Annotated in this window: 20 protein-coding genes; 8 read left to right on the top strand and 12 right to left on the bottom strand. The window is 35.9% G+C overall.

Annotation, left to right across the window (positions count from 1 at the left end):
- Positions 1–501 precede the first annotated feature (501 nt).
- From AsFPU1_RS04305 to AsFPU1_RS04270, 8 genes are all read right to left on the bottom strand, one after another.
- On the bottom strand, positions 502–6,426 hold the full coding sequence (locus AsFPU1_RS04305) for a translocation/assembly module TamB domain-containing protein (protein WP_124976294.1): 5,925 nt from the start codon (positions 6,424–6,426) through the stop codon (positions 502–504).
- A gap of 510 nt (positions 6,427–6,936) precedes the next feature.
- Positions 6,937–7,920 (bottom strand): DnaJ C-terminal domain-containing protein, encoded by a 984-nt coding sequence (locus AsFPU1_RS04300; RefSeq protein ID WP_124976296.1) that lies wholly within the window; start codon positions 7,918–7,920, stop codon positions 6,937–6,939.
- 89 nt (positions 7,921–8,009) lie between these two features.
- On the bottom strand, positions 8,010–9,377 hold the full coding sequence (gene ovoA, locus AsFPU1_RS04295) for a 5-histidylcysteine sulfoxide synthase (RefSeq protein ID WP_124976298.1): 1,368 nt from the start codon (positions 9,375–9,377) through the stop codon (positions 8,010–8,012).
- A gap of 68 nt (positions 9,378–9,445) precedes the next feature.
- Positions 9,446–10,447 carry a peptidoglycan-binding protein gene (locus AsFPU1_RS04290; RefSeq protein ID WP_227873576.1) on the bottom strand — a complete coding sequence of 334 codons (1,002 nt, stop codon included), beginning with the start codon at positions 10,445–10,447 and terminating at the stop codon, positions 9,446–9,448.
- 200 nt (positions 10,448–10,647) lie between these two features.
- Complete coding sequence (gene iscB / locus AsFPU1_RS04285; protein ID WP_124975186.1) at positions 10,648–11,925, bottom strand: RNA-guided endonuclease IscB; 1,278 nt, start codon at positions 11,923–11,925, stop codon at positions 10,648–10,650.
- A gap of 197 nt (positions 11,926–12,122) precedes the next feature.
- Positions 12,123–12,596 (bottom strand): lysozyme, encoded by a 474-nt coding sequence (locus AsFPU1_RS04280; protein WP_125061050.1) that lies wholly within the window; start codon positions 12,594–12,596, stop codon positions 12,123–12,125.
- A gap of 54 nt (positions 12,597–12,650) precedes the next feature.
- The gene (egtD, locus tag AsFPU1_RS04275) at positions 12,651–13,658 is read right to left on the bottom strand and encodes an L-histidine N(alpha)-methyltransferase (RefSeq protein ID WP_124977557.1); all 1,008 of its coding nucleotides are present in this window, start codon (positions 13,656–13,658) and stop codon (positions 12,651–12,653) included.
- A 381-nt stretch (positions 13,659–14,039) separates the two neighbouring features.
- Positions 14,040–14,249, bottom strand: coding sequence for a hypothetical protein (locus AsFPU1_RS04270; RefSeq protein WP_124977555.1), 210 nt, complete (start codon positions 14,247–14,249; stop codon positions 14,040–14,042).
- A gap of 713 nt (positions 14,250–14,962) precedes the next feature.
- On the opposite strand from AsFPU1_RS04270, the gene AsFPU1_RS04265 reads away from it, so the two are divergent.
- Entirely contained in the window at positions 14,963–15,967 is a 1,005-nt protein-coding gene (locus tag AsFPU1_RS04265) for a septal ring lytic transglycosylase RlpA family protein (protein WP_124977553.1), read from the top strand.
- A 15-nt stretch (positions 15,968–15,982) separates the two neighbouring features.
- Positions 15,983–17,524 carry a bifunctional pantoate--beta-alanine ligase/(d)CMP kinase gene (locus tag AsFPU1_RS04260; RefSeq protein ID WP_124977551.1) on the top strand — a complete coding sequence of 514 codons (1,542 nt, stop codon included), beginning with the start codon at positions 15,983–15,985 and terminating at the stop codon, positions 17,522–17,524.
- A gap of 65 nt (positions 17,525–17,589) precedes the next feature.
- Here the strand turns inward: AsFPU1_RS04260 and AsFPU1_RS04255 are convergent, their stop codons facing one another.
- The 3 genes from AsFPU1_RS04255 to AsFPU1_RS04245 all read right to left on the bottom strand — a co-directional run bounded on the left by AsFPU1_RS04255 (position 17,590) and on the right by AsFPU1_RS04245 (position 19,166).
- Entirely contained in the window at positions 17,590–17,952 is a 363-nt protein-coding gene (locus AsFPU1_RS04255; protein WP_124977549.1) for a DUF5615 family PIN-like protein, read from the bottom strand.
- The gene (locus AsFPU1_RS04250) at positions 17,927–18,280 is read right to left on the bottom strand and encodes a DUF433 domain-containing protein (protein WP_124977567.1); all 354 of its coding nucleotides are present in this window, start codon (positions 18,278–18,280) and stop codon (positions 17,927–17,929) included. The genes AsFPU1_RS04255 and AsFPU1_RS04250 overlap by 26 nt, the downstream gene beginning before the upstream one ends.
- Before the next feature lie 295 nt (positions 18,281–18,575).
- Positions 18,576–19,166, bottom strand: coding sequence for a rhomboid family intramembrane serine protease (locus AsFPU1_RS04245; RefSeq protein ID WP_124977547.1), 591 nt, complete (start codon positions 19,164–19,166; stop codon positions 18,576–18,578).
- Positions 19,167–19,201: 35 nt separating this feature from the next.
- Between AsFPU1_RS04245 and folB the strand changes: the two genes are divergently transcribed.
- From folB to AsFPU1_RS04215, 6 genes are all read left to right on the top strand, one after another.
- Positions 19,202–19,564, top strand: coding sequence for a dihydroneopterin aldolase (gene folB, locus AsFPU1_RS04240; RefSeq protein ID WP_124977545.1), 363 nt, complete (start codon positions 19,202–19,204; stop codon positions 19,562–19,564).
- 604 nt (positions 19,565–20,168) lie between these two features.
- Positions 20,169–20,363 (top strand): hypothetical protein, encoded by a 195-nt coding sequence (locus AsFPU1_RS04235; RefSeq protein ID WP_124977543.1) that lies wholly within the window; start codon positions 20,169–20,171, stop codon positions 20,361–20,363.
- A gap of 27 nt (positions 20,364–20,390) precedes the next feature.
- Entirely contained in the window at positions 20,391–21,005 is a 615-nt protein-coding gene (locus tag AsFPU1_RS04230) for a DUF3318 domain-containing protein (protein WP_124977541.1), read from the top strand.
- Positions 21,006–21,228: 223 nt separating this feature from the next.
- Entirely contained in the window at positions 21,229–21,879 is a 651-nt protein-coding gene (locus AsFPU1_RS04225) for a DUF3318 domain-containing protein (RefSeq protein ID WP_124977539.1), read from the top strand.
- Positions 21,880–21,907: 28 nt separating this feature from the next.
- Complete coding sequence (locus AsFPU1_RS04220) at positions 21,908–22,915, top strand: anti-sigma factor antagonist (RefSeq protein WP_124977537.1); 1,008 nt, start codon at positions 21,908–21,910, stop codon at positions 22,913–22,915.
- Positions 22,902–23,381: an ATP-binding protein gene (locus tag AsFPU1_RS04215; protein WP_438357539.1), complete on the top strand. Its 480-nt coding sequence runs from the start codon at positions 22,902–22,904 to the stop codon at positions 23,379–23,381. The genes AsFPU1_RS04220 and AsFPU1_RS04215 overlap by 14 nt, the downstream gene beginning before the upstream one ends.
- Before the next feature lie 162 nt (positions 23,382–23,543).
- Here the strand turns inward: AsFPU1_RS04215 and AsFPU1_RS04210 are convergent, their stop codons facing one another.
- Complete coding sequence (locus tag AsFPU1_RS04210) at positions 23,544–24,893, bottom strand: sensor histidine kinase (protein ID WP_124977535.1); 1,350 nt, start codon at positions 24,891–24,893, stop codon at positions 23,544–23,546.
- Positions 24,894–24,912 lie beyond the last annotated feature (19 nt).

Below are 24,912 nucleotides of genomic sequence, written 5' to 3'. Positions count from 1 at the left end.
TACAGTTAAAAACTGGTAAGCAATCATCTCTATACATAAAACTTTATCATAAGCAAAAACCCCTGGTGGGAGTCAGGGGCTTTTTTAGGAGGGTCTTAGAAGACTATGTAGTCTCTGAGTCTTTGAAACAGCAACCGCGTGGCATAGAAGCAAACTCGGATGATCGCGTCTTTCCCCTTGGCTTTTCCTGTTTTCTTCATAAAGTCCCATTTATTACCTAACTTTACCCCTATCAAGCTGTCAAGTCGTTTAGGGGGTTTGGGACAAAGTTGTATCTCTAGAATATTTTCAGGCATGGCAAGCAGTGGACAAGCAACGGCTAAACCGTGCTTTCCTAAGTTACGCAAGTCTTGAGATTCTTTAAGGTAGCGATGAAATTCTTTAGGAACTCTTTCAGTTTTAGCAAATTCTCGTCCAATTGCTCTTTAAGTTTATTGATAGTTTCTAATATTTGCTTTTTCATCGGTTACAGTTCTCCTTTTTTCAATATTAGTGAATCATTTAAAATCGTTTTTCATACCGTACCCGAAACTCATTAAAACCATAATCGTAGGAGAGACGAACAAATCCTTTATCTTCTACCTCATAAATAGTTTCTAAAAACGGAACTATCCTAAAATCAGTGCTACCTATAGTATCACTAACTGCACTTTCAATATCATAAAGTACATTTTGAAACACCATAGGTAAAGCTAATTGAACAACTCCAAATTGAATCAATTGTTCCGTGCTTTGTCCTTGTAACGTTTCTGTTAAAATAAATAATTGTTCCCCTAATAAACGAACAATTTCTCCTTGACTACGAGGAGGACTGCTACTTAATTGTATGACTGGATTACTGAGTAATTTTTGATTACCATTACCTTGAGCAGCGAGAATTTGTAAACAATTTGCAACTTTTTCTAACTCTTCATCAGATAATGTAGCAGAGGTACGAATTGGTTGTAAAGCATCTTGAATTTGACATACTTGAGATTCATTTTTACTCAAACTAGGAATTAACTGAGCAAGAGAACCCTTCAAACCTAAATTAATATCAACCCGTTGCACTTTATTGAGACTATCATCAGGAATTTCTGTGGTTTCTGCACCCCTTAATTCTCTACTGGTACTAGGAACTTCTGAAACAATGGTTCTCATCATAAGATCAAGATCAGGATTTAATAAACCCTGTTGAGGATTAAAACTAATTTGATTAAGACGACGACGTTCTATAAAAAAGCGAGTTTCTAAGAAATTAACAAAACCTCGACTAACAAGAATATTACCTTGTGGTTGTAAGGAATCAAAATTATTTAAGGAACCATTAACAATTAAATTACCTCCAAATTCAAAGCGAAATAATGGTATTTGTTCTATATATAATCCTTGTAAACTAACTTGAAAATTATTTAACTGAGGAAGAAGAGGAATCGGTTCATTATTTCTGGGAATTTGACGAATAGGTTTAACCCATTGATTAAAGTTTACCACCGTTCTTTCTTGCGTTTCAGTTTCATTTTTAGGAATAAAAACTTGTCCATTTGCTAATTGAATTTGACCTCCAAGAATAGGTTGAATAGCGGCCCCCGTTACGTTAATTTGGCCATCTACTTCTCCACGATACAACCCTTCAAGATTAATTTCTCCTTTTTCAATGGCAACGGTTAGTGGATTATTTGCTTTAGATTCAGGAATAAATAAGGGTAAAACCCCTGCAATGGTTAGTTTACTATCAGCAAATGTTCCTTGTAATTGCTCAACCTTTATTAGTTTATCATCAATATCAATTTGTCCAGTTACTGTTAATGGTTGAGGAAAAGCAGCACTTGCAAAAACAGCTTGATTTAGGATAAGTTTATTATCAGTATTGAATTCATAAAGTCGGAATCCTTCTGTTAAGTCAAGTCGTCCTTGTGCTTGCAAAGTAAATCCTGCTTCTCCATTCACTAATGCTACTTTATCTTGACTAAAAATTCTGACTAATGTAAACGCGTCCGTATCTAAACGAACATCAACATTAAAGGAATCATTTCCTGGATAAATAGGAAAAGGAATATCAATAGACGCATAAACAATAGAGGGTTCATTTGTTAATAGTTTAAAACGAGCATTTTGATAACTAAATTGTCCTTCAATGGTTTCATTTAAAGATCTTCCGCGAAATGAACTATCAACAAAAGCAAATTGTCCTTGTATTTTAGGAGCAAAAATTGTCCCTTGAACTGTTCCTGTCGAATTGAGGGAACCAGAAACATCAGGCGGCATTTTGAAAAAGTTATTGATAGTATCAAAGGATAGATTTTCCACGTTCCAATTAGCGTTAATTTCTTGTAATGAAAAGTTTCCTTGAAGTCCGACTAAGCTTTCTTTGATTTGAATTTGAGCTTGTTCAATGGTGAGTTTTCCATATTCTAACCTGGTGGCAATTTTAATATTATTAATCGGAATAATTTGTTGATCTCGAATTACTAATCCTAATGGTTCTACAATATCAGGAAAAGCTTTTTGTGGATTCCATTGCCAATTTTGACCTGTTAACTTTAAGTTAAAAATTGGTTTATAAATTGTTCCAGTTAAGGCGACTTTCGTGTTAAAATATCCTCTAATATCTAATTCTGTGGGTATACCTCCTGCTTGATTTTGAGCCGCTAATTCACGAATTGTTTGATCAATTACCGCTAATAAATTGACTTGCTCAGCGATAGTACTATTAGCATCTCCAACAGATTGAGGAGGAATTTGCTTTGCTTTAGCATAATCAATTGGTTTCAGTTGTAATAAATCTAAAAATCGATCAACACTAGATATTTTTAAAGCAGTTAAAATATCTTCTACTCGACCTTTATCTACATTCAAATTGCCTTGCAATGCTCCTGATTTTAAGTTAAGATATCCTTGTAAATCATAGTTACTTCTTCCTAGTTTTAGATTTCCTGATTCTAATCGGGCTAAATTATCTTTATAACTGAGATTTGCTGTTATTTCATTAGCTTCAATAAACCCTAATCTGGGGTTATCAATTCTTATATTTCCTGTTCCTTCTAAGGTAAACAGATTAATATCAATACGACTATTAACAGCACCAGAAATAAATCCAGGAATGCCATTATTTTTCGTTGGTTCTAGTTTAAATAATTCTAAGGGAAATTGTTCTATTTTGGCAATAAAGCGATCACCTTGTAAGTTTCCCTGAGCAATAATAGGGAGTTCTTTCCCTGTGGTTTGTCGTAATTCAAAAGAATTAGGAAGATAAGGAAAGAGACATTCAGCACGGGTACAAGGTATTACACTAGCAGCAATAATATCTTCTGAACCCTTTAAGTTTAAAGCAATTTTTTCGCCTATGATAGCTTTTAAGTATCCGGTTAAACTATTTTCAAATTTGCGATTATTAATAGCAAAATTAGTTAGTTTTACATCTCCTAATAATTTGATATTTCCTGGAGTATTAGCATTAGTCAATAATTGTTTACCTATAAAGCGACCTTTAAAGTCTACTATTCCTTCTAATTTTACGCTTTCTGGTAGCAAGTTTCGTTCAACTGGAATTAAAGAAATCAATTGATTTAGTGGTAACTTATTCAGTTGAGAATTAGCATCAACAGAGAGATTAACTTGAGCATCTGGTCTTGTATTTAGATTAGAAATAATAATCGTTCCGTTAGCATTTACAGTTTGTCCATTACTGTTTAAAGTAATAGTTTTAGCTTGTATAGGAATAGTTCCTGTTTCCTCAAAAATACTGTTTAAACTGCCTGAAAGCTTCATTTTAGCATTTAAGTTATCCAAGTCAATTTGAGGAGCTTTAGGAACAATTTGATTGAGAATGGTGGCAATATTGAGACGAGATGCACTAATGTCACTATTCCATTGATTGTTGATTAAACGAGTATTGGTATTAATTATGCCTTTTGCTGCCGCTAATTGTAAATTAATATTTGCTTGTATACTGTTTAAATTTGGAGTGGTAGAGAGTAAGGAATTTAGTTGACTTGATGCTTCAATATTTCCCCTAACTAATTGAGTGGAAATCGGTAAACTAGGAATAATTTTATTCAGGGATAATGAACCTAAGTTAACTAGACCTTTTACTATCCCATTCTGTAAATTTCCTCTGACATTAACTAGACTATTTTCTATAGCAAGTTGTATCTCTGCATCGCCTCGAAAACTACTAAAATCAGGTGTTTTACCTAAAGAAGCTAACAAAGAATTGACATTACCAGTCAGATTAATATTACTTCTAACTAAATTTGATGTTAGGGGTAAATTAGGAATAATAGGATTAAGTTCAAGTTGACCAATGTTAGTAACTGTTTGTAAAATACCCTGATTTAATTGTAAATTAGCATTAACTGGACTGCCAGCAACCGTTAATTTAATATTACCTTCTGCTGTAAGAGGATTAATATTAAAAGTATCATTTTTAAACAGTTGAGCAATATTACCTGAAAAATTAATATTGGTATTGTCTATTTTTACCGGAACTGATAAATTAGGCACATAATAAGCAAGAGAAATACCTGTTAAAAATGTTCTTGCTGTTAAATTACCTTGAGAGAGATTACTATTAATAGCAATTGCTCCATTATCTACTATCAATGTTAAATTAGCCAAGGCGTTTACTGTTTCTAAATTAATCTTATCAAAGTTACCTGTTAAGCGAATATCTCCGTTTCTTAAAGTGATAGAATTTGCTAAAAGTTGATCAGGACAACGATTAAAAGAACAGACTACTTTAACTAAAGGAACTAAAGAAAATGTCTCCGATTTTATAACTGTTTGCCATTGTCTTTTTGCTAAGTTACCGACTCCATTTAGAGTAATATTTCCTCCCTCACCTTGTAAAGTAACATCCCGTAATAAGACAGTTTCTCCTGCTAAAAGAAGATCTCCTTTCCCTGAAATTGACCGATTTGATACTGTTAATAAATTAGGCGATCGCCATTGAAATTTACCTAATGGTTTTCCTAATGTTCCTTTTACTATTCCACTGGCTGAAATATTTCCTAAACTAACTGCTTGAGATGATTTATAATAAGGAGTTAGTAACTTTTGAGTTGGTAAGTTAACTTTTAATCCTAATTCTAAAGGCATTTTTTGCCAATCAATCGGTTGTTTTTTCTCAATAGCTTTCAGAATACCAGTTTCAACTTTACCTTTAGCAATAATTTGTCCCCCAACAGTTGGATTTATTTCTACTTTTTTGAGAATAAATTGATGCAAATTAGCCTGAAAATTAGCATTAATAGTTTTAATAGGGACTTGATCAATGATCAAAGATTTTGTATTATTAATACTGCCTGTAACAATAGGATTTTTAATCAAACCATTGACTTTAATATTGCCTTGAATTTCTCCCCCAATATTAATAGGTAATTGACTCGGAATTAATTTAAGAATATTTTTTATAGTAATCGGTTTGACATTAACATTTAAGTTATAACCTTCTTTCCAATTAACCCCCCCACTAATTTGAGTGACAAGATTACCTAAACTAATTTCTGTCTGTTTAAATTGAACAGTTTGACCCAGAAAATCTAAATTAACATTAACTTTAAGAGGAACTTTAAGAGGTTTAATATTAGCAACAAGACCCGAAATATCAACTTTACCTGACCCTTGAGTCCCTTCTATTTTCTCTAAAGATGGAAGTGATAGATTTACATTACTATTAAATTTTCCACTTTTTAACATTAGCGGTGAATTAGGAATTAAAGCTACCAACTGAGGTAAATTTAACTGATTAACCTGTAAATTAGCTGCAGTTTTTCCATTATTTAAAGCAGTTTCTCCCTTAAGAATAATCTCACTATCCAATAAATTAGCAATCACATCATAACTAATTTGTTGATCATCTTTAGCCTTATAAACATATCCCCCTTGACCATTAATAGCTAAATTAAGCGGTTTTTTTATCCCATAAGGATGAACCCTGATATCAGCCTTATTAAGCTTAAAACTTGCCTCAATATCAATAGGAAGCTCAACTTCTTCTCCTTTCTCCATCTCTGGTAATTTTATCCATTGACCTGTTTTATCTTCTGCCACATAAAGATTAGGATTATCAACAGTAATATCTAATTTAAGAGGTTGTCCTAATAATAAAGGTAACGGATTAAAACCAATATTGATCTCTTTAATCTTTAAATAATCTGGATCAGTTTGTGTCGTAGGAATCTCAGAAATACCAAAGCGAATAGAATTAAAGGAGAAATTTTTTACTTCTCCAATGCTGACTTTTCGTTGTAGCAGTTCACTTAATTGAGTCGAAACTAGAGGAGATAACTTCTGATAAACAAAATAATTAATACCTCCATAAACACCGATGCCTAATGTTAACAATATACCGCCAACCATGAGGGTTGAAGGTCGCCTAAGAAAGTTTAGTAAACTCGGTATGGGAGTAGGGTTTTCAGGGGGTTCAGGAGGGGAATTAGTCATAAACGCCTAAGCCTTAGTCAGCAAAACTATTGACTAAGGTAACACAATCACTTGATCGAAATATTCTTACTAGAAGTTTTATCTGTACATAATTACTATGAACCTAAGACTAATTTCCGTTGTTTGTAGAATGGTTCTACCGGACAAGTTATGCTAAATTATCACAAATAATAGACTTTAACTCGTTCATAGTTAAGCTATACAAAACAGGCAAGAGGTGGCGTTCCACACCTATAATTTAGTTCACGAAGATGGACTTTGTTTCTATAGGATAAGGCTTTAGCCTTTTATTAATTATTAGTTTAGCATAGTTTGTCCCGTAGAACCCCATTTTCTGACAAATCAAATAGCATTGGTATATATTTATTCTAAAAGTTTGATCAAATCTTCTTTAGTTAATTCGGCATCTCGTAGAATTTTATTTAACAAACCTTTGCCAATTATTTTACTAGTATGAATCTAATTCCTATTACTTTATATATTGCAATAGTAATTAGCATCATCAGGATATCAGAGACTAATCCGTTGTAAGTGATTACGGGGATTATAAGTGCGAATATCACGAATTTTCTCGTAATATTCCCGTTCTGCTTGAGTTAAACTTTGAGGCGTATCTATCACAATTTTAACTAATTGATCCCCTCGTCCATCCTTGGGATGAACCCAACCTTTCCCCCGTAACCGTAAAGTTTGCCCCGAACGAATACCAGGAGGAACCTTAACCGTCACCTGTCCATCAGGGGTAGGAACCTCTATAGATGCCCCTAATACCGCCTCATCAGGAGTAATAGGAACCTCACAAACCAAATTATCATCCTCAAACTGGAAAAATGAATGGGGTTCAAGTTCAATATTGAGGTATAAATCCCCCCGTTGTTGATTATAGGGGTTAGCACTCCCTTTTCCTTTTATACGCACTTTACTGCCCGTTTTTGCCCCGGCAGGAATACGAACATCGATGATTTCATTACCTAAATTCAGCCTTTTTTGTACTCCGCGAAACGCTTCTAACAAGCTTAAACGCAGGTTAGCCGTTTGGTCGCCCCCTGAAGGTTGTTGGGCAAAACCTTCTCCATAACCAGGGTTGCCCGTATTAGTGCGATAAGTATAATTTCCTCCTCTGGGGCCTCCAGGAGTAGAGAAACGGCCTAATAATTCATTGATAAATTCGTCAAAATTACCATATTGACTAAAATCAAAATCCCCCACATTTACGCCCCCATTGCCTTGAGGCCATCCTCCTGTTGCACCTGCGCCAGCTTGTTTCCAATATTGGCCAAATTGGTCATATTTTTGGCGTTTTTCCTTATCTGACAGCACCTCGTAAGCTTCACTAATTTCTTTAAAACGTTCTTCGGCTGCTTTGTCTCCAGGGTTTCTGTCTGGGTGATGTTTAACGGCTAATTTGCGGAAGGCTTTTTTAATTTCCTCCACAGTAGCACTTTTACTCACTCCTAATAGGGCATAGTAATCTTTAAAGTCAGTCGAAGCCATTTACAGAAATCTCCTCTTGGGTCGCAGGTGAATTTGATTTGATTATTAATGTTTTCCCTAACTCTAGAGTAACAAAATACCTCACGGTATTAAAACAGTTTTTTAACATCTTTAACAATTCTAAAACCAGCGTGTTGATAAAAATTGGAACGGAACCAATTGCGGTAATATTGTAACACTTCTGTTCCATTCGTTATCCAACATCCCCCTAACATCATTTTATGTTGGCTATTAAAAAAGGGAGTAGAATTATCTTCATAGAGAAAATGAGCTTTAAATCCTGGTAATGGATTAAAATCATCCTCTAACCACTCCCAAACATTCCCCCGCAAATCATAAATTCCAAAGCTATTTTTTGCTGTTTCTAACATTCCTACTGGACTAGGTGAGCCAAATTTTAAATTAAGATTGTAATTATCAAAATTATCTTTTTTCGGATCATAATTATCATTTTTATGACTTCCATAAGTTGCTAAATTATACTCAGCTTCACTCATTAAACGGGTTGGTTGATTTTGAGCGCGACAATAGGCCATTGCTTCATAATGATTAACTTCTACGGGCCAATCTAAAGGTAATTCCATCACATCAAACATAGCTCGATATTGATAATTACCCTGATTATCAACTAACCAAAATTTAGGATATTTGACTTGATAATGATTCTTCCATTGCCAAGATTCATCATCCCAGTAAGCTTTATTTTCGTAACCACCATTATCAACAAATTCTTTAAATTCTCCATTGGTTATCATATACTTACTAACCAGAAAAATATTAACTTCAACTTGACGATAACCGTATTCATTATCCCAACCATAAATAGGAGAATCTTCAGGTTTACCAATGTCAACTATTCCCCCAGAAACTTCAATCATTTCATTATGAGAAATCTTACTGTGAGAAGGGGCATATTCCCAACCTTGGGGGCGTTCAACTTTCTCAACAGGAAGTTGTCTAATTAACATAGAAGAAGTTTCAATATGAATACGCTGATGTTCCATACCCATTATTAACGCCCAAAGAGGATCATTTTGCCTAATAGGAAAAGTAAACAGGGCATTTTTAATAAACTCTAAAATGATTTGATATGCTTGGTTACGATATTCCCAAACCTGAGAAACTTCGGGCCATTTAATATCAGCAATAGCAGCCTTTAATTCATCCGGTGTTTCCGGGTCTACTCCAAATCCAAATAAGATTTCATAATTTGAATTTAAAGATTTTTCTAATAGATTAACCTGAAATAATTTGTTAATATAGAATGCAGGACAATGACCTAAATAAAAAATTAGAGGATTCCTTAAATCATCGGGATTAACATAAAATGTCTTTTCTTCAATAATACTTTGCATCAGAATATCTTCTAATTTCCAAGCATTTTCAAAGTAATTAAGGATGGTTTCTTTACTACAATTATTAAGTTCAATGGGAGGGTGAGATTTAAAATTATTCATAGTCTAATGCGCGTGAATTAGGATTAAGCTGTTGTGCATTTAAACCGCAAAGCTTAGGTTGCCCAATTCTAAGGTTTTGGACAAGTACCTAAACCCCAATCAACATAGAAGTCTCGTGGGTCTGTCTCCCTTAACCAACGGACAAATCGTTGATAATCGGCAATATTATATAGTCCCACACAACCAGCAGTTCCTGGCGATTTTGGGCGACGATTCCAGTCAATATGAATTTCGATCGCACTTCGCCTTGTGAAACCGGGACTCACATAGGTTAGTGGAGTCGAAACAGGCCCAACTCCAGGATCAGGGAATACAAATTTTCCTGAGTAATCATCCTTGTGTTGCGGCCCTCCTGCCCATTTAATGTTCTCGATGCGCCATTTTCCTTCGGGTAGAGGTTGAAAGCTTTTGGGTACGCTATTAGGCCCCGTTTTGAAAAACTGTGCGCCACGAGTACCAGAACATACGCTCATAGAATCTTTCAGATTACCATCTTTAAAGTATTCCATTTTGAGAACAAAGCATCCGAACTCATCTTTTTTGCTGGTCTTGTTTAATTTAAGATAATTTTTCCCACGAATAGCAGGAGAAGAGGAAGCAGTGATGGTAGTTTCTGGTCTATCTTTCCCCCAGAGTTTGTCCCAAGTTTTCCGGCCTACTTTGCCGTCCGCTTCACTTTCTCCAAACTCCTTAGCTTGGAAAGCTTTAACAGCTAGATCAGTATTAAAACCGAAGTTTGCATCAATTTCTCCTTGATAATACCCCAAAGCTTTCAGACGGGTTTGTAGTTCCTCAATATCCTGATTAAGACTAGGGGGTGTATCATCTTCGGCCCCCATCCCAATGATTAAGAGAGGATTATCCAAAGTAGGAGGCCCATCAACTTTTGTGATGGTAGCGGTTGCTCTCTTTTGGATGAGGAGTCGCTCTCCCGAAGGAACTGCCTTTCCAGGGGGGGCGAGGAGGAAATTTTTAGCGTTAGGATATTGGCGTAGAACGGTAATTAAATCTTCTTTTTCGGGGCTTTCTATGGTTAAAATCTCCACCACATCTGAACCCTTACGAGCCACGATAATAGTATTATCTTCCGTGCTGTCTCGATAACCCTCCAGCCAAGTTACTTCATTTTCAGGGGAAGCTTCCGCTTTTTCTAGAGGAGTTCCTCCACTTCCAGTTTTTTCAAATAATGTTTTTTCATCTTTCCGCCCTCATGGAGACTCTCGCTACATCGGTACTCCGATTAGCGATGAGAGGAAATGAGGGGCAAGGTCTATGTCGCATAAGAATAACCATCCTTTTTGTGAATATGCGTACAGTTTTTATAACTAATACCTTGGATTAATCCATTAGGACTAGATATATTAAAACTACCTATTGATCGGACAGCAACACGACCAACATAAGTCCCTATTTTTTTACCTTTAGTTACAACAGCTTTTACGATATCTCCTGTTTGAAAACCTTTAATGAATTTGAATCTAGGAACATATCTAGAAGGAAAACCATATTTATCGGTTCTGCAAGATTGTCTAGTTCCATGACCTGTTGCTTTAATTAATAATGGTTTATTAGTTAACACTTTTAAAGTATCAACTATTCCTACACAAGCTGCATCAATCCAGTGTTGTTTTGGTAAATTTAATCGTGTTCTATTAAATTTAGTTTTACCTCCTGATCCTGTAGTTATGGGTAAACCTGTGTTTTTTAAAGCATTAAATAATGTCCATCTGGTAGAATTAACAGCAGCAGCATCTTTTAAGGGACGTTTCGCTTGTGATAAAATACGCTTTAAAACATCAGGTTTTTTAGCTAAAAATACATTAATATCTTTAGTTCCTTTTTTGAGATTACATGATTCACAAGCTAAACATAAATTACTTATTCTATTTGTACCTCCTTTGGCTTTAGGATGAATGTGTTCAACTTGTAAAGGGACATTTTCTATTGAACAATAAGAACATTTTCTGTCCCATTTGTTTAATAAATACTCTCTTACCTCGTAACCAACTAATTCACCTTGTTGATATTCTACTCCTGATATTTCAGGATTTTCTAATTGTTGTAAGTCAAATCTTACCAATTCTTGAGAAATACCAACAATAGGAGCGAACTTAATTAGTTTTTTAATCCAAGTTAAAGTAGTATCTACTCTATGTTGTAAGGAAGGAGCTAACCAACATGAAGGTTTTTTTCTATTAAGAAATCTAGCTTGACGATAACGAGTTTTACGACTACGACGACCGCGACGTAATGATCTCCTTGATTCTAAACTATCTTTAATAGTTGAACCACGATGAGAAAGTTCAGCACCAAATATAACTTTATCCCCTTGAACTAAAGCAATACCAGTTGTTTGAGAACCAGGATCTATTTTAATTTCTATTGGTTCAATTACAACATCGAGAATTTCTTTTTTTAAGACAATAGTAAAAGGATATTGTCTAAATATTGCTGCATTTTTACTTTTTAATAGTTTTCTGGCTACTGACGGATGACAAGGGTTTAATGGTTGTTTGTTTGAATCAATTACTAACACATAATTTGACATTACTGCCTCTCCATTACTGGGTAAAGTTAGCTTCGACAATGTTATTTAAGCTTTTTAAATTAGTAACACTTCCTTAACCCTTTAAAGATGTTTAATTACTAATGACAGAGCAGGGGACTAGCTTCGCATCCGCAAGGTGTCGTGACAAAAATAACGTAGTATACTAGATACTTAGTCTGGTCAACTTAGGCTATATTTCAAGCCCCCGTTACATCGGTACTCCGATTAACGGTGGGTTGTTGACCTTTGCGCCGATTAGTTAATCCTTCGAGAACAACTTTTCGACCGTTAATAGTTCCTTTATTCCAGACTAAAAATTGCTCTGCCGCTCCCGTATAATCTTGAGCGTTAAGTTTCTTGAGTAAGGTACTTTCTTGAAATGCCCCTGCTCCTACGTTGTAGCAAAAACAAACTAAACCATCAAATTGATTTTGATTGAGTGCTACCGTTACCGCTTTACTTACTATTTCGGCAAATTCATCAGCCTCTAACTTCATTAGAGCCTCCGCTTCCGGTTCCGAAATAATATCTCCCATCTGGACTTTTTGCCCATTAGGATAACGAATTGTTCCATAACCAATAGTAGAAATATTTACCGGATCTAAATAAGCGTTGGCACGAAATCCTTCCCATTTTTTGATCAGATCGAGACAATTTTGGGTGATATTCATACTTTTCAACTCCAATTTACAAGAAATTGCTATCAGTATTAGCTTATTGTAACATCAGCTTGATTTGCGACAAAGAATTAAACCAAACCAATTTTGAGGATCAGTAAAGATTTTAATGGTTTTCAATCCCTTTAATTCTAAGTCTTTTTCCATCAGTTCTAAGTCAAACTTACGAGAAATTTCTGTTAGCATACTTTCTCCAGTTTTAAAGGTGACTGTTAAATCTAGGTTTTCTAGATGCACAATTTGGCTACTTTGACAAGTTAAATACATCTCAATCTGAGATTTTTCTTGATTATAAATAGCTTCGTGAGTAAAGAAATGAGTATCAAAATTTGCTCCAAAACGCCAGTTTAAATGGGATAACATATTTAAGTTAAAAGCAGCCGTTACCCCTTGAGAATCATTATAAGCCGCTTCTAAAATATCTTGAGGTTTTTGTAAATCAATACCTAATAAAAAGTAATCCCCAGGTTCGAGTACCCCAGTAATTTGATTTAACAAATAATCACATTGGGACGGGTTAAAATTTCCTAGAGAACTACCTAAGAAAAAAATCATTCTGGCTGGCCAAATAGTTGGAGTAAACTGAGCTAATGCTTGTTCATAAGTTCCCACTAATTCTTGAATATATAAAGCAGGATAGTCCTTTTGTAATTGAATAGCACTCTCTTTGAGAATAGTTTCACTAACATCTATTGGCACATATTTACAAAATTTTTTCTGAGCTTGATAAGCGTCTAATAATAGACGAGTTTTAGTAGAACTACCACTCCCTAATTCTATCAGTTCACAAGTGCCTGTAATCTGAGCAATTTCTTCAGCATATTGACATAAAATCAAAGCCTCGGTTCGAGTAGGGTAATATTCAGGTAGTTGACAAATTGCTTCAAATATTTCAGAACCACGTTGATCATAAAAATACTTTGCTGGTAAACTTTTTGGAGTTTTAGTTAATCCCTCTATAACATCTTGTCCTACTTTTTCTAAGGTATTTGCGGAGACTTCAAGGATAGTTAAATCGTTAACTTTTAACGATTCTTTTTGAGCTTGCACTAACATAATAAATTCTGCTGGTTGGAATTGACTAAACTCTAGAAATATGCTTAAGCTCTATGTGATTCCTATTGTTGGCTTAAGAACTATTAATGAAAAGATCTTAATCCTAAAGATGCTCAACCGTCAAATTTTTCGCGACAAAAATTATTTAATTTATACTTGACCTAATCATGTTATAATATACATCCATTAATTTAGCCAAATTAACCTGAGTTCTACATAATGATTTTGCTGGACAAGTTGTCAACATTAGGAGTCTGGCAACCCTTATTATATACCTTGGAAAAATTATAACTCCTAACTCTCAACTCCTAACACCGAACTCAGATTAATTACTTGCTCAAATCTTTAATGAAAAAATGCTTAAGTAAGCTTAAGAAATAGTTAATAAGTATCAGTTGTAGAAACTTTGGTGACTAATTCAAGATTAGCAAAGGGAACAACAATCACCCATAAACTAGCACCAATGATTAACACCATCCAGGAGGACAAATCTGTTTTTGATGTTGTTGAATCGTTCCAAAATGCTTTAAACCAAGCTAAAAAAACAACTAAGGCAATAATTGAATAGTAACCAATAACAGTAGTTAACATTTTTTTTACAAGAATGGCTGATTGTTCCTAATTCACTATAAATCAATTGTTCGTTTTAGCCATGAGGGATTTTACTGAAACTTTCTGACTCAAGACTTCGTTTTGTTTATTTATGTCCGACTACTTACCTTCCGTCCTGTGACCAGGAAAATGTACTATTTATTTCTCTTTGATTATGAATACAGAACAAAATAATAAGTATTGCTAATAATTTACTGTATACATATTAATTTATTTTTGTCAAGTACATATTGAAAATTTTAATCTATTTCTGGGGAATGATTAAATTTTTTAGGGGTAAAAGTCCCTTATCTATTAAAATCAACATGACCAAATTAGTATTTATACTGACTTGTAACATTAAAAATTACTGTAGAGACTACAAATTGTCTATCTTGCTCCTAGGAACCATTACAGACTATATTAGTCTAGGGTGTGGTGTTAAAAAAAGAGTTTTTCAGCCATTATACTTAATCAAAGTTAGTCAAATCTACCATAGTATTACATCTCACTTTTAATGTAAACCTATATTTAAAGATTCAATGGAAACCATGCCGAATGATTATGAAAACGGCAACATAGACCTAAAATTTCGTGCTACTGTGTAACAGTTTAAGAAATATTAAGTCCATTTTGTGAGGAAAAAGAAGTTGAACAATCCATTGAATCACAAACATTTCGAGGGGTTAAACAACTCACTTAACACAATATCTATGAACAGAAAATTTTGGAAAGGGCTAACAACAACCGCTCTCATGACCACTTTAGGCACTACCGCGTTTCTCACTCTTTCCTTACAGGGATCACAAGCATTTGACGCAAAAGATACCCTTAATCAAGAAACTGTGGAGACGCAAATAACAAATCCGGTAGACAGTTCCCAACCCTTAACACCCGAAAACCAAAACTCCTCAATAGTAAACCCTACGGCAACGGACTCTAATAGTCCAACCTCTGAAAATCAGATGGCAACTCTCGAACTCCATCGCTGGAAATATCAACTAGCTGTCACCGTCAAGGTTAGCCAAATCCCAGTGATCACCTTTTTAGGTTCCAGAGCAGACCTAGCCCAATTACAACACAGTGATAATCCCTCAAAGGTTGAAAGTCAAGCCATTATCCGAGGCAAAGCTTTAGTCGCTCGTCTGAACCAACTCAGTCAAGAACAAACGTTTAAATCTCAAAGCATTAACGTTAATATCAATCAAGACAAACGATCTTATACCATTACCGTTAATTCACAAGAACTGATTAAACTTGATCAGGGAACCATTCTTCCTGATACCACTAATAAATTAGCTGCCGACGCATTACAAATTACTAATCGTTTGCGACGACTGATGGGAGACGCTCCCCCCTTAACTGCCATTGCGCAAACTCCCCAATCAGGTTATGCTACTCAAGGTATGCAAAAACGAGTGGCCGCCACCCGTAAAGGTATGGCTTCTTGGTATGGGCCAGGATTTCACGGTCGTTTAACCGCTAACGGAGAGCGATATAATCAATACGAATTAACTGCAGCCCATCGTAATCTCCCCTTTGGTACTCAAGTTCGAGTGACTAACCTCAGTAATGGTCGAACGATCATTGTACGGATTAACGATCGCGGTCCTTATGCTCACGGACGAATCATTGATTTATCCAAGGGAGCAGCCAAAATCCTGGGTTTAGTCAGTAGTGGGGTGGCCCCTGTTCAAATTGAAATCCTGGGACGTTAAGATTGATGATTACCCATGAATAACCTCCGTGTCTATAGAACCGTAGCGGGATTACGGGCCCATTTAGAACAGTTGAGATCCACTCAAACTATTGGATTAGTCCCCACAATGGGAGCATTACACCAAGGTCATTTGAGCTTAATTAGTCAAGCTATGGCCGAAGTAGATCTAGTTGTGGTTAGCATTTTTGTTAACCCACTCCAATTTGCTCCTACTGAAGATTTAGGGCAATATCCCCGTCAGTTAGAGGAAGATTGTCAATTGTGTCAAACAATGGGCGTAGATGTGGTTTTTGCCCCTTCTCCTGAAGAAATGGGCATGGACACCAACACTGATGTTACCTCAGTGACTACTACCGCCGTTATGCCTCCCCATTCTATGCTTTCTATGTTATGTGGTGCGGTTCGTCCTGGACACTTTCCGGGAGTGTCCACTATCGTCACAAAGTTATTCAATATTATCAGTCCTCATGTGGCTTATTTTGGGGAGAAAGATGCCCAACAATTGGCGATTATTCGGCGATTAGTGGCAGATTTAAACCTTCGGATCATCATTAAAGGTTGTGCTATCGTTAGAGAATCTTCAGGATTGGCTTATAGTTCTCGTAATCAATATTTGAGTCAGGAAGAACGAGAGCAGTCTTTAGCTTTATTTGCTAGTCTGAAACAGGCTCAGTTAGCTTTTGCACAAGGGGAACGACAAGCTAATGCACTTGTTGAGACGGTTAAGCAAGTATTAGCTTTGACTCCATTGGTTCAGGTTCAATATGTGGATTTAGTTGATCCTCAAACTTTGACCCCTTTAGAACAAGTGGAAGATCAGGGATTATTGGCGATCGCAGCTTATGTGGGGTCTACTCGTTTGATTGATAATGTTATGTTACGAGTACGTCAACCGATTATTGCTATTGATGGGCCGGCCGGGGCCGGTAAATCTACTGTGACTCGTCGGGTAGCTCAAGCTCTCAATTTGGTATATTTGGATACGGGGGCTATGTACCGAGCGATCGCTTGGTTAGTTTTACAGTCTGGGGTTGAGCTTTCAGATTATGGGGCGATCGCGGAATTAGTGTCTCAGGCAAAATTAGAATTTTTGCCACCTTTTGAGGGAAAACCGCCTCAAATTTACATTAATGGTCAAGATATTAGTCAAGCTATTCGTACCCCCCAAGTAACGGCCCTTGTGTCTCCTTTATCGGCCCAAGCTTCGGTAAGAGCGAAATTAGTCGCTTATCAGCAACAATTGGGTAAAAAGGGGGGAATTGTGGCCGAAGGTCGAGATATCGGTACTAATGTCTTTCCTGATGCGGAAGTTAAAATATACCTAACAGCTTCGGTACAGGAAAGGGCCAGACGACGGTTACTTGATTTTCAAGCTCAAGGAGAGGAAAATATGTCTTTAGAGCAACTTGAACATGATATTGAGCAACGGGATTATTTAGATAGTAATCGTTGTCTTGCACCCCTACGAAAAGCGGTAGATGCTATTGAAATTAATACGGATGGGTTAAGTATTGAGGAAGTGATTGATAAGATTCTTAATGTTTGTCCTAAATAGGGGCAATTCATGAATTGACACTACTTATTAGTAGTGATAATTATATTATGCTTAAGCCAAACAGGTTAAGGTAAAGGAAGATAATCAATTCGGTCTTGATACTCATTATCAAATGAAGCTTCAGCCGCAAGAATTAATTCTTCTATATTTTCACCAATGCTCAAATTGGGATTCAGAATAAAAATGCCTGGAATGTGACGATTTTTTGCTGTATGGTCAACCAAATGAACTGGCATAGAAGTCCGATTATTTGTTACCAGAATAAAATTATTTTCTTCACACCAGCAGAGAATTTCAGGGTCTAATCTCCCTTTAGATGGTGTGACAGGTTCTCCAATAACTCTAATAACTAAATCAGGTTTGAGTCTCCGTAATTGAGTCGCATAGAGAGGATCAATATTTTCATCTAATAAATATTTCAGAGTCATTTGCTTGTTTGCTTATTTTTCTTTGTTCCCTTAATTTTCTCAGTTTTTCAGCAACCGGAGGAGGATTTTGTTTTTGTCTTTCTCTCATTTGTTCTCCATGTTCAATCCATTCGGTTAAATAATTAGTTATGTTTTCTTTGTCGTGTAAGTAGTATAAAATTGTCGCATAAACTTGTTCTAAATTTAAAGAGGGGTAGGTTTTGGTAATTTCTTCTGGTGTTTTGGCATGATAAATATAGTCATAGAGAATTGTTTCAATGCCAATTCTTGTTCCTTTTAAACGAATATCATTAGGGCTTAGAAAGTTAAAATAGTCTTCGAGTTGCATCATGAAATTCACCCAAACTGTACTGAATATAAAAAATCATCTTACCTAATTTCTTGTAAAGTGGCGGTTGTAGCAATCAGAGTATGAAATAACCATTCTTTGCGTCGATTCTTTGCGTCTTTGCGCGGCAGTTCCTCGCTACGCTGCGGCGCGATTGCACGCTTTACTTGGGGAGACAAGGCACGTTTTGGGGGGAAGCTTCCCCCAAAAGCTGCCTCCCCAAGACCGCGCTGCCTTGTCTTTGCGCGAGATACAAATAATACCATCAATCAGCAACGCCACACAAGAGAAATACTTATCGATAAGATCGCTTTTCATTAGCAATTAATTTAGCGGCTAATATTCCTCCTAAAAAGCCAAATAAATGACCTTGCCAAGAAATTCCACGATCAGATGGTAGAACACCAAATACTAAACGTCCGTAAAAAAATCCTACCACAATTGATAATAAAATAGAGGCAAAATTTCTTTGAAAATAGCCTCGTAATAATAAAAAGCCTAAATAACCAAAAATTAGAATACTGGCCCCAATATGGACTGATCCAGGTGCGCCAAATAGCCAAGTACCTAAACCACCAATTACCATAGTTAAGGCAGTAACAATCCAAAAATCACTGGTTTCTTGTAACATTACCAACCAGCCTAATACTATAAAAGGAATAGTATTACCGATTAAATGAGCTAAATTTCCATGTAAAAAAGGCGCAAATAAAATTCCTCTTAACCCGATTATATTATGAGGTATAATACCAAACTGATTTAAACTACCATGAAAAACGAATAAATCTAATAGTTCTGATAGCCAAAAAACAGCCACAAATCCGCCTAAAATCTTAGCTTGGGTTTTCATCTCACGGGAGATATCATTATGTTGATGGTGGCTCATGAGGTTATACTAAAAATAACAGCTATTTATATTATATGGACTCAATTGAAATTACTGGAATTCGCAGTTACGGGTATATAGGTTATTTACCCGAAGAACAAGTCTTAGGACAATGGTTTGAAGTAGATCTGACTATAGCAGTAGATTTACAACCATCGGGAACGACTGATAACATTGAAGATACCTTAGATTATCGTCAGGCGATCGCTATTGTTAAAAATCGGATCGCCACCGAAAAATTTGCCTTGATTGAAAAATTAGCTGCCGCGATCGCTAAAGACATTTTAACATTAGATCGAGTGCAACAAGTAAGAGTGCGTTTAAGTAAACCGGCCGCCCCTATTCCTGATTTTGGTGGCAAAATAACAGTAGATATTACTAGAAGTCATTATAGCTAATTTTGATTATTACAAAATATTAATTGAAGTAATAATTTTTAGCAATTTAGGGAACACTAAGTGCAATTACCAAGAGTTGATCTAATTAGGTACACAAAATTAATTACCAAAAATTTTGTAGAAGCTGGTTTAGGGTTAAGCGTTGTCACTCAACCATGATAATCATATCAAAACCCGCCCTGCTATGTGTAATTAATTTTGTTTAAGCACTTAGTAAAAATCTTGATTGTTGAGGATTCAGATAAGAGTAACTTCATAGAGTTTGAGAAATAACCATGTAGTTATATCAAAAATTGCGACATTTTGTAAGGTTTCGAGAAAAAAAATCAGTGAAACTACATAAATCAAGTAGATCTCAGAAAAATATTCAGTAATTATAACCAAGAAAAAAAGTCATCTATATGTCAAATTAATAATAGGGGACTTAAAATAGTCAACAGTAAACAGTAAACAGTAATCAAGGCGTATTGTGAGGGACTTAAACCCAAGAATAAACACATCATTCTTTACTGATAATTATTTACTGTTAAATAATAGCCCCTAGAAATGCTAAAAAACCATCTAAATTTTTTGCCGTTAAAAAAGTATCAGGGGTTGTAACAAAATGAATGTCAACGTTGAGTTATGGAAATTGAAACAAGTTGGGGCAGCAATCTGGCAATATCTCAATCAACCCCTATTTGATGAAAACCAGCGAATGATTTTACATATGAATGAATTCTGGTACTTTTACAAAATTAGAATGTTAGAAAAGTGTTGGAACAAGAAGAGTGCCTCACAAAGCCATTATACTCAGTAAAGGAGCCTACCTTTGTGTCATTGACCCATGAGTATCGAATCTGAGATTAGCCGCCTATTAGATGTAATGCCTGCTTCTGGGCGAATGTTAACTAAAATTGTTAGCCAACCCCAACAGTCTAAGGTAATTGACGCGCCTTTTACACCTCCCTGGAAATGGAATAACCGCCCCATTTATATCAACTTTGACTTATGGCGGCGGTTATCTAGAGGACAGAGAGATTTGTTAGTATTAAGGGCAACAAGCAGTCTGATCGCGATTAAATGGTTTAAACCCGATGTTTATCAAGGTATTGTCTTAGCTGGAGTAATAGGACTAACCGTCGAAGGAATTCAAGGAGATGGGTTAGGAATGCTTGTGGCTGGGGGTTTAAGCGCGATCGCTGCTAACCACATCTGGCGTAATAATCGAAGTGTGCAGCGAGAAATTGATGCGGATGAAGCGGCGATCAAAGTGGCTGTCAGACGAGGCTATACGGACGTAGAAGCGGCGAAAAATCTCTTAGAGGGGATTGAAGTCACTGCCCAATTAGAAGGACGTTCTAATCTCAATTTTACCGAGTTAATTCGCACTCAGCATCTGAAAGCTATGGCTAATCTTTCGCCAGTGGGAGTTCCTGATCGAGTGAAAATGAATGAATGAGAAGTTATCGTAGGGGCAAAACACAATGTTCATTGGTGTCAACTTAGTCCAAAACGCCTACAGGCTAAAGCCTGTGGCTATACCAACAAAGTCCGACGAGCGCGGACTTTGTGTAACATTAGCCTACAAGGAAAGCTTATGATAAAAAAAGCGGATTGATGTTCAGACCGCTACAATCTAAGGATAGAATTCTTTTGATAGTAATTAGAACGTAAACAGTCCTATGACATCCTATGCTACCTCATCAGCTAGAGCGGAAATGAGCGAACTAAGGCGGTTAAAAACATTATTACCGCCAGAATTACAAAGTTGGGTTATGATAGAAGGCAGTACCGAAATTAACCCGCCTTTAGTCCGTTGCGAAGAACTAGGAAGAGACGAAGTGGAAATTCAAATTGATCTGGCTAAATGGGAAAATTTAGCCATTGATCAACGAAATTTGTTATTTTGGCATGAAGTTGCCCGTATTCAAAATGACACCATTCCCAGAGAAGGATGGGAAATGGCAGCCCTCGCTATTGGTTTAGGGGGTGCAGTTGGAGAATTATGGGTACAAGATGGTTTGTTGTTATTATTAGCATTAGGCCTATGTGGCATTTCTGGGTATCGACTCTGGCAAAAAAATAATGGCGATCGCAAACTCAAAGAGTCTTTAGATGCTGATGAAAAAGCGATCGCCTTAGCCGGTCGTTTTGGTTACTCCTTGCCCAATGCCTATAAAAGTCTCGGCAGTGCCTTTAAAACCCTAATTGAGCAAACGCCTAACCGTCGTCAGCGTAAACAATACGAATCTCGTTTACAAGCCCTCAGACGGAGTGCTGCTAAGGCAAAAACCAAAATGCAGCAGGAACAAGATAAACCGACACGCCCCTAATTACTCAATTGCCCTATCTTGATAGTTGATGACTAGTCAAATACCAGAAGCATATTTTCCCATTGTTTTTGTCAACAATTATCCTGTCATGCAAATGCCGCCTCGTTTGACTGTGTTAGAGGCGGTACAGTTTAAGGGTATTTGTTATGAATTTCTGTCGGGTGATGACCTCCCACCTCAACTAATTCTTGATTTTAGTCATACTCAGTTTATGGATAGTAGTGGGGTGGGGGCTTTAGTTCACAATTTTAAGGCGGCTCAAAACAAAGAGGTTCAATTAATTCTCTATAATACTCATCCTCCAGTGATGGCGGTTTTGTCTATGACTGGACTCGATGAAATCTTTACTATTACTTCCAGTCTAGACTCTAAATCTTCTACCATAATTAATAATAGTCAGACTAATTATCAACAGCCTCCTGAAACTCATCCTTCTGTTCGTTCTTGGATGAAACGCTCGATAGATATTGTGGGTGGTTTAGTGGGATTAATAATTACTGTAATTTTGCTTATTCCTATTGCAATTATTATTAAATTAGATAGTCCAGGTCCGATATTTTTTTGCCAAACTCGTTGTGGTTGGCTGGGAAAACGGTTTAAAATTATTAAATTTCGCTCTATGTGTATTGATGCAGAAGCATTAAAAAATCAAATTCCTAATGAAGCAAAAGGAGCTATTTTTAAGAATCCTAATGATCCACGTATTACAAAAATTGGGAGATTTTTACGACGGACTAGCTTAGACGAATTACCTCAATTTTGGAATGTGTTACAAGGGGATATGAGTTTAGTAGGAACCAGACCACCTACTCCTGATGAAGTAGAAAAGTATGAAATTCCTCAATGGCAAAGATTAGATGTTAAACCAGGAATGACAGGAGAATGGCAAGTTTATGGACGATCAAGGATCAAAAATTTTGAGGAGGTGATTGAATTAGATTTACGGTATCAAGAAAATTGGAGTCATTGGTATGACCTCAAATTGATTTTCAAAACTTTGTTAATTTTATTTCGTAAAAATAGTGGTGCTGTTTGAAAAAAAAGAAGATAAAAATAACTCATTAATTAAGGAAGTGCGTCTACAACTTAGAACCGAGTTGACAGAGTTGGAGAAAGTTTTAGTTTGGTTTGAGAAAATCGCTCATCCTTATTTAGTCCAAGAATGTCTATGGAAGTGTAAATTGGCCTTGGCGGAAGGCTTTACAAATACGGTTATTTATGCTCATAAAGATTTACCACCTGTGGTTCCTATTATTGTAGAAGTTAATCTTTATTCTTATGTGATAGAGATTAGAATTTGGGATATAGGGCCAAAGTTTGATTTACTGACAAAATTAGCTCAAATTGAACAAGATAAAAGTAGTCCCCTGGAAAAAGAAAATTATCGAGGTCTGTTTTTTATGAAAAATTTAACTGATGAATTAAACTATATTCGTGTTGCTGACCGACGTAATTGTTTAATTTTACGAAAACATTTTCAACAATTGATAATTGATAATTAATAAGAAAAAGGTTAAACTCAATTCATAATTCATAATTCATAATTCATAATTCATAATTCATAATTCATAATTCATAATTCATAATTCATAATTCATAATTCATAATTCATAATTCATAATTCATAATTCATAATTCATAATTCATAATTCATAATTCATAATTCATAATTCATAAGCAGGTAAAGAAACCTCAAAACAAGTTCCTATACCTACCTGACTACTGACTTTAATTTTTCCCTGATGAGTATTAGTGATCGCTTGAGCAATAGATAGTCCCAAACCTGTCCCTCCAGCGCGTTGGTTACGAGCTTTATCTGCTCGCCAAAAACGCTCAAAAACCAAAGGAATTTGTTCTGGAGTAATACCCATTCCCGTATCTTCAACTGTTACTACTGCCGAGGAATTATGCTGCACTAGACGAACCATGACAAAACCTTGCTCAGGAGTATAATTAATAGCGTTTTGGATCAAATTAGAAAATAAACGAATCAGTTGGTCTCTATTTCCCCTTACTGATAGCTGAGCGAATCCTTCATAAGTCAGGGTAATTTCTTTTTGTTGGGCTAAATCTTCTAAGGACTCGACTAAATCATCTAATAAAGAATTAAGAGAAATTTTAGTCAATTCACGCTCTGGGATAGACATTTCCCCATCACTACGAGCTAAAAACAGTAAATCTTTGACTAAATTAGTCATATGCTCTACCGAATTCGCAATAACTCCTACTTTTCGTACATCTTTCTCATGAATTCGCTCTGGATGCTTGAGCATAACGTCAATTGAGGCTTTAATTGCTGTTAAGGGATTACGCAATTCATGAGAAGCATCAGCCGTAAACTGTTTTAATTTTTGATGACTTTGTTCAACTTGCTTAAGACTTTGTTCAACTTGTCGATGACTTTGTTCAACTTGCTTAAGACTTTGTTCAACTTGTTGATGACTTTGTTCAACTGGTTTAACTGCTTTTTGTGTGAGCCAAAAACCGCAAGGAGTGACAAAAACTAAGCTTAGGAAAATACCAAATCCTAAATTGACCAACAATTGCGTTTTTTCTTGTTCTAACTCTTTTAAAGATTGACTAATGCGTACATACCCTTTTAAAGCAGGTTGATTAAATTTAGAACGATCAATCGATACAAATAGAGTAACAGTGCGAATCTCTCCAAAGTTGGGCATTGTTTCAGAACTTAAACCTGGTTCAGGGTTCAAAGAAACAGTAATCCCTCCTGTACTGGCTAAAAGCCGTTTATTGCTATCAAACCATTCAATAGAATCCGTTTTTGAATTCAAGAGATTATGTAGTTCAAATTGCTCAAGATATTGATTTTTTTGAGTGTATACCTGACTCAAAGTAGGGGCCATAAAGTTAGCTAAATTGACTAGCTTTTTGTCAACTTGACTAGAGAGAGTATCAGTGAACAAAAAATAGATCCCGCCACTAAATGAAATTAAGATAATCTCCATGACCACCACATACCATAGAAGCAGATTAAACCGCAGACCTTGAAACATTTGCTATTACCCCAAAACT

Origin of the sequence: Aphanothece sacrum FPU1 (assembly GCF_003864295.1) — a bacterium.
GTDB lineage: Bacteria > Cyanobacteriota > Cyanobacteriia > Cyanobacteriales > Microcystaceae > Aphanothece_B > Aphanothece_B sacrum.
This window is presented reverse-complemented; position numbering and strand designations above follow the sequence as displayed.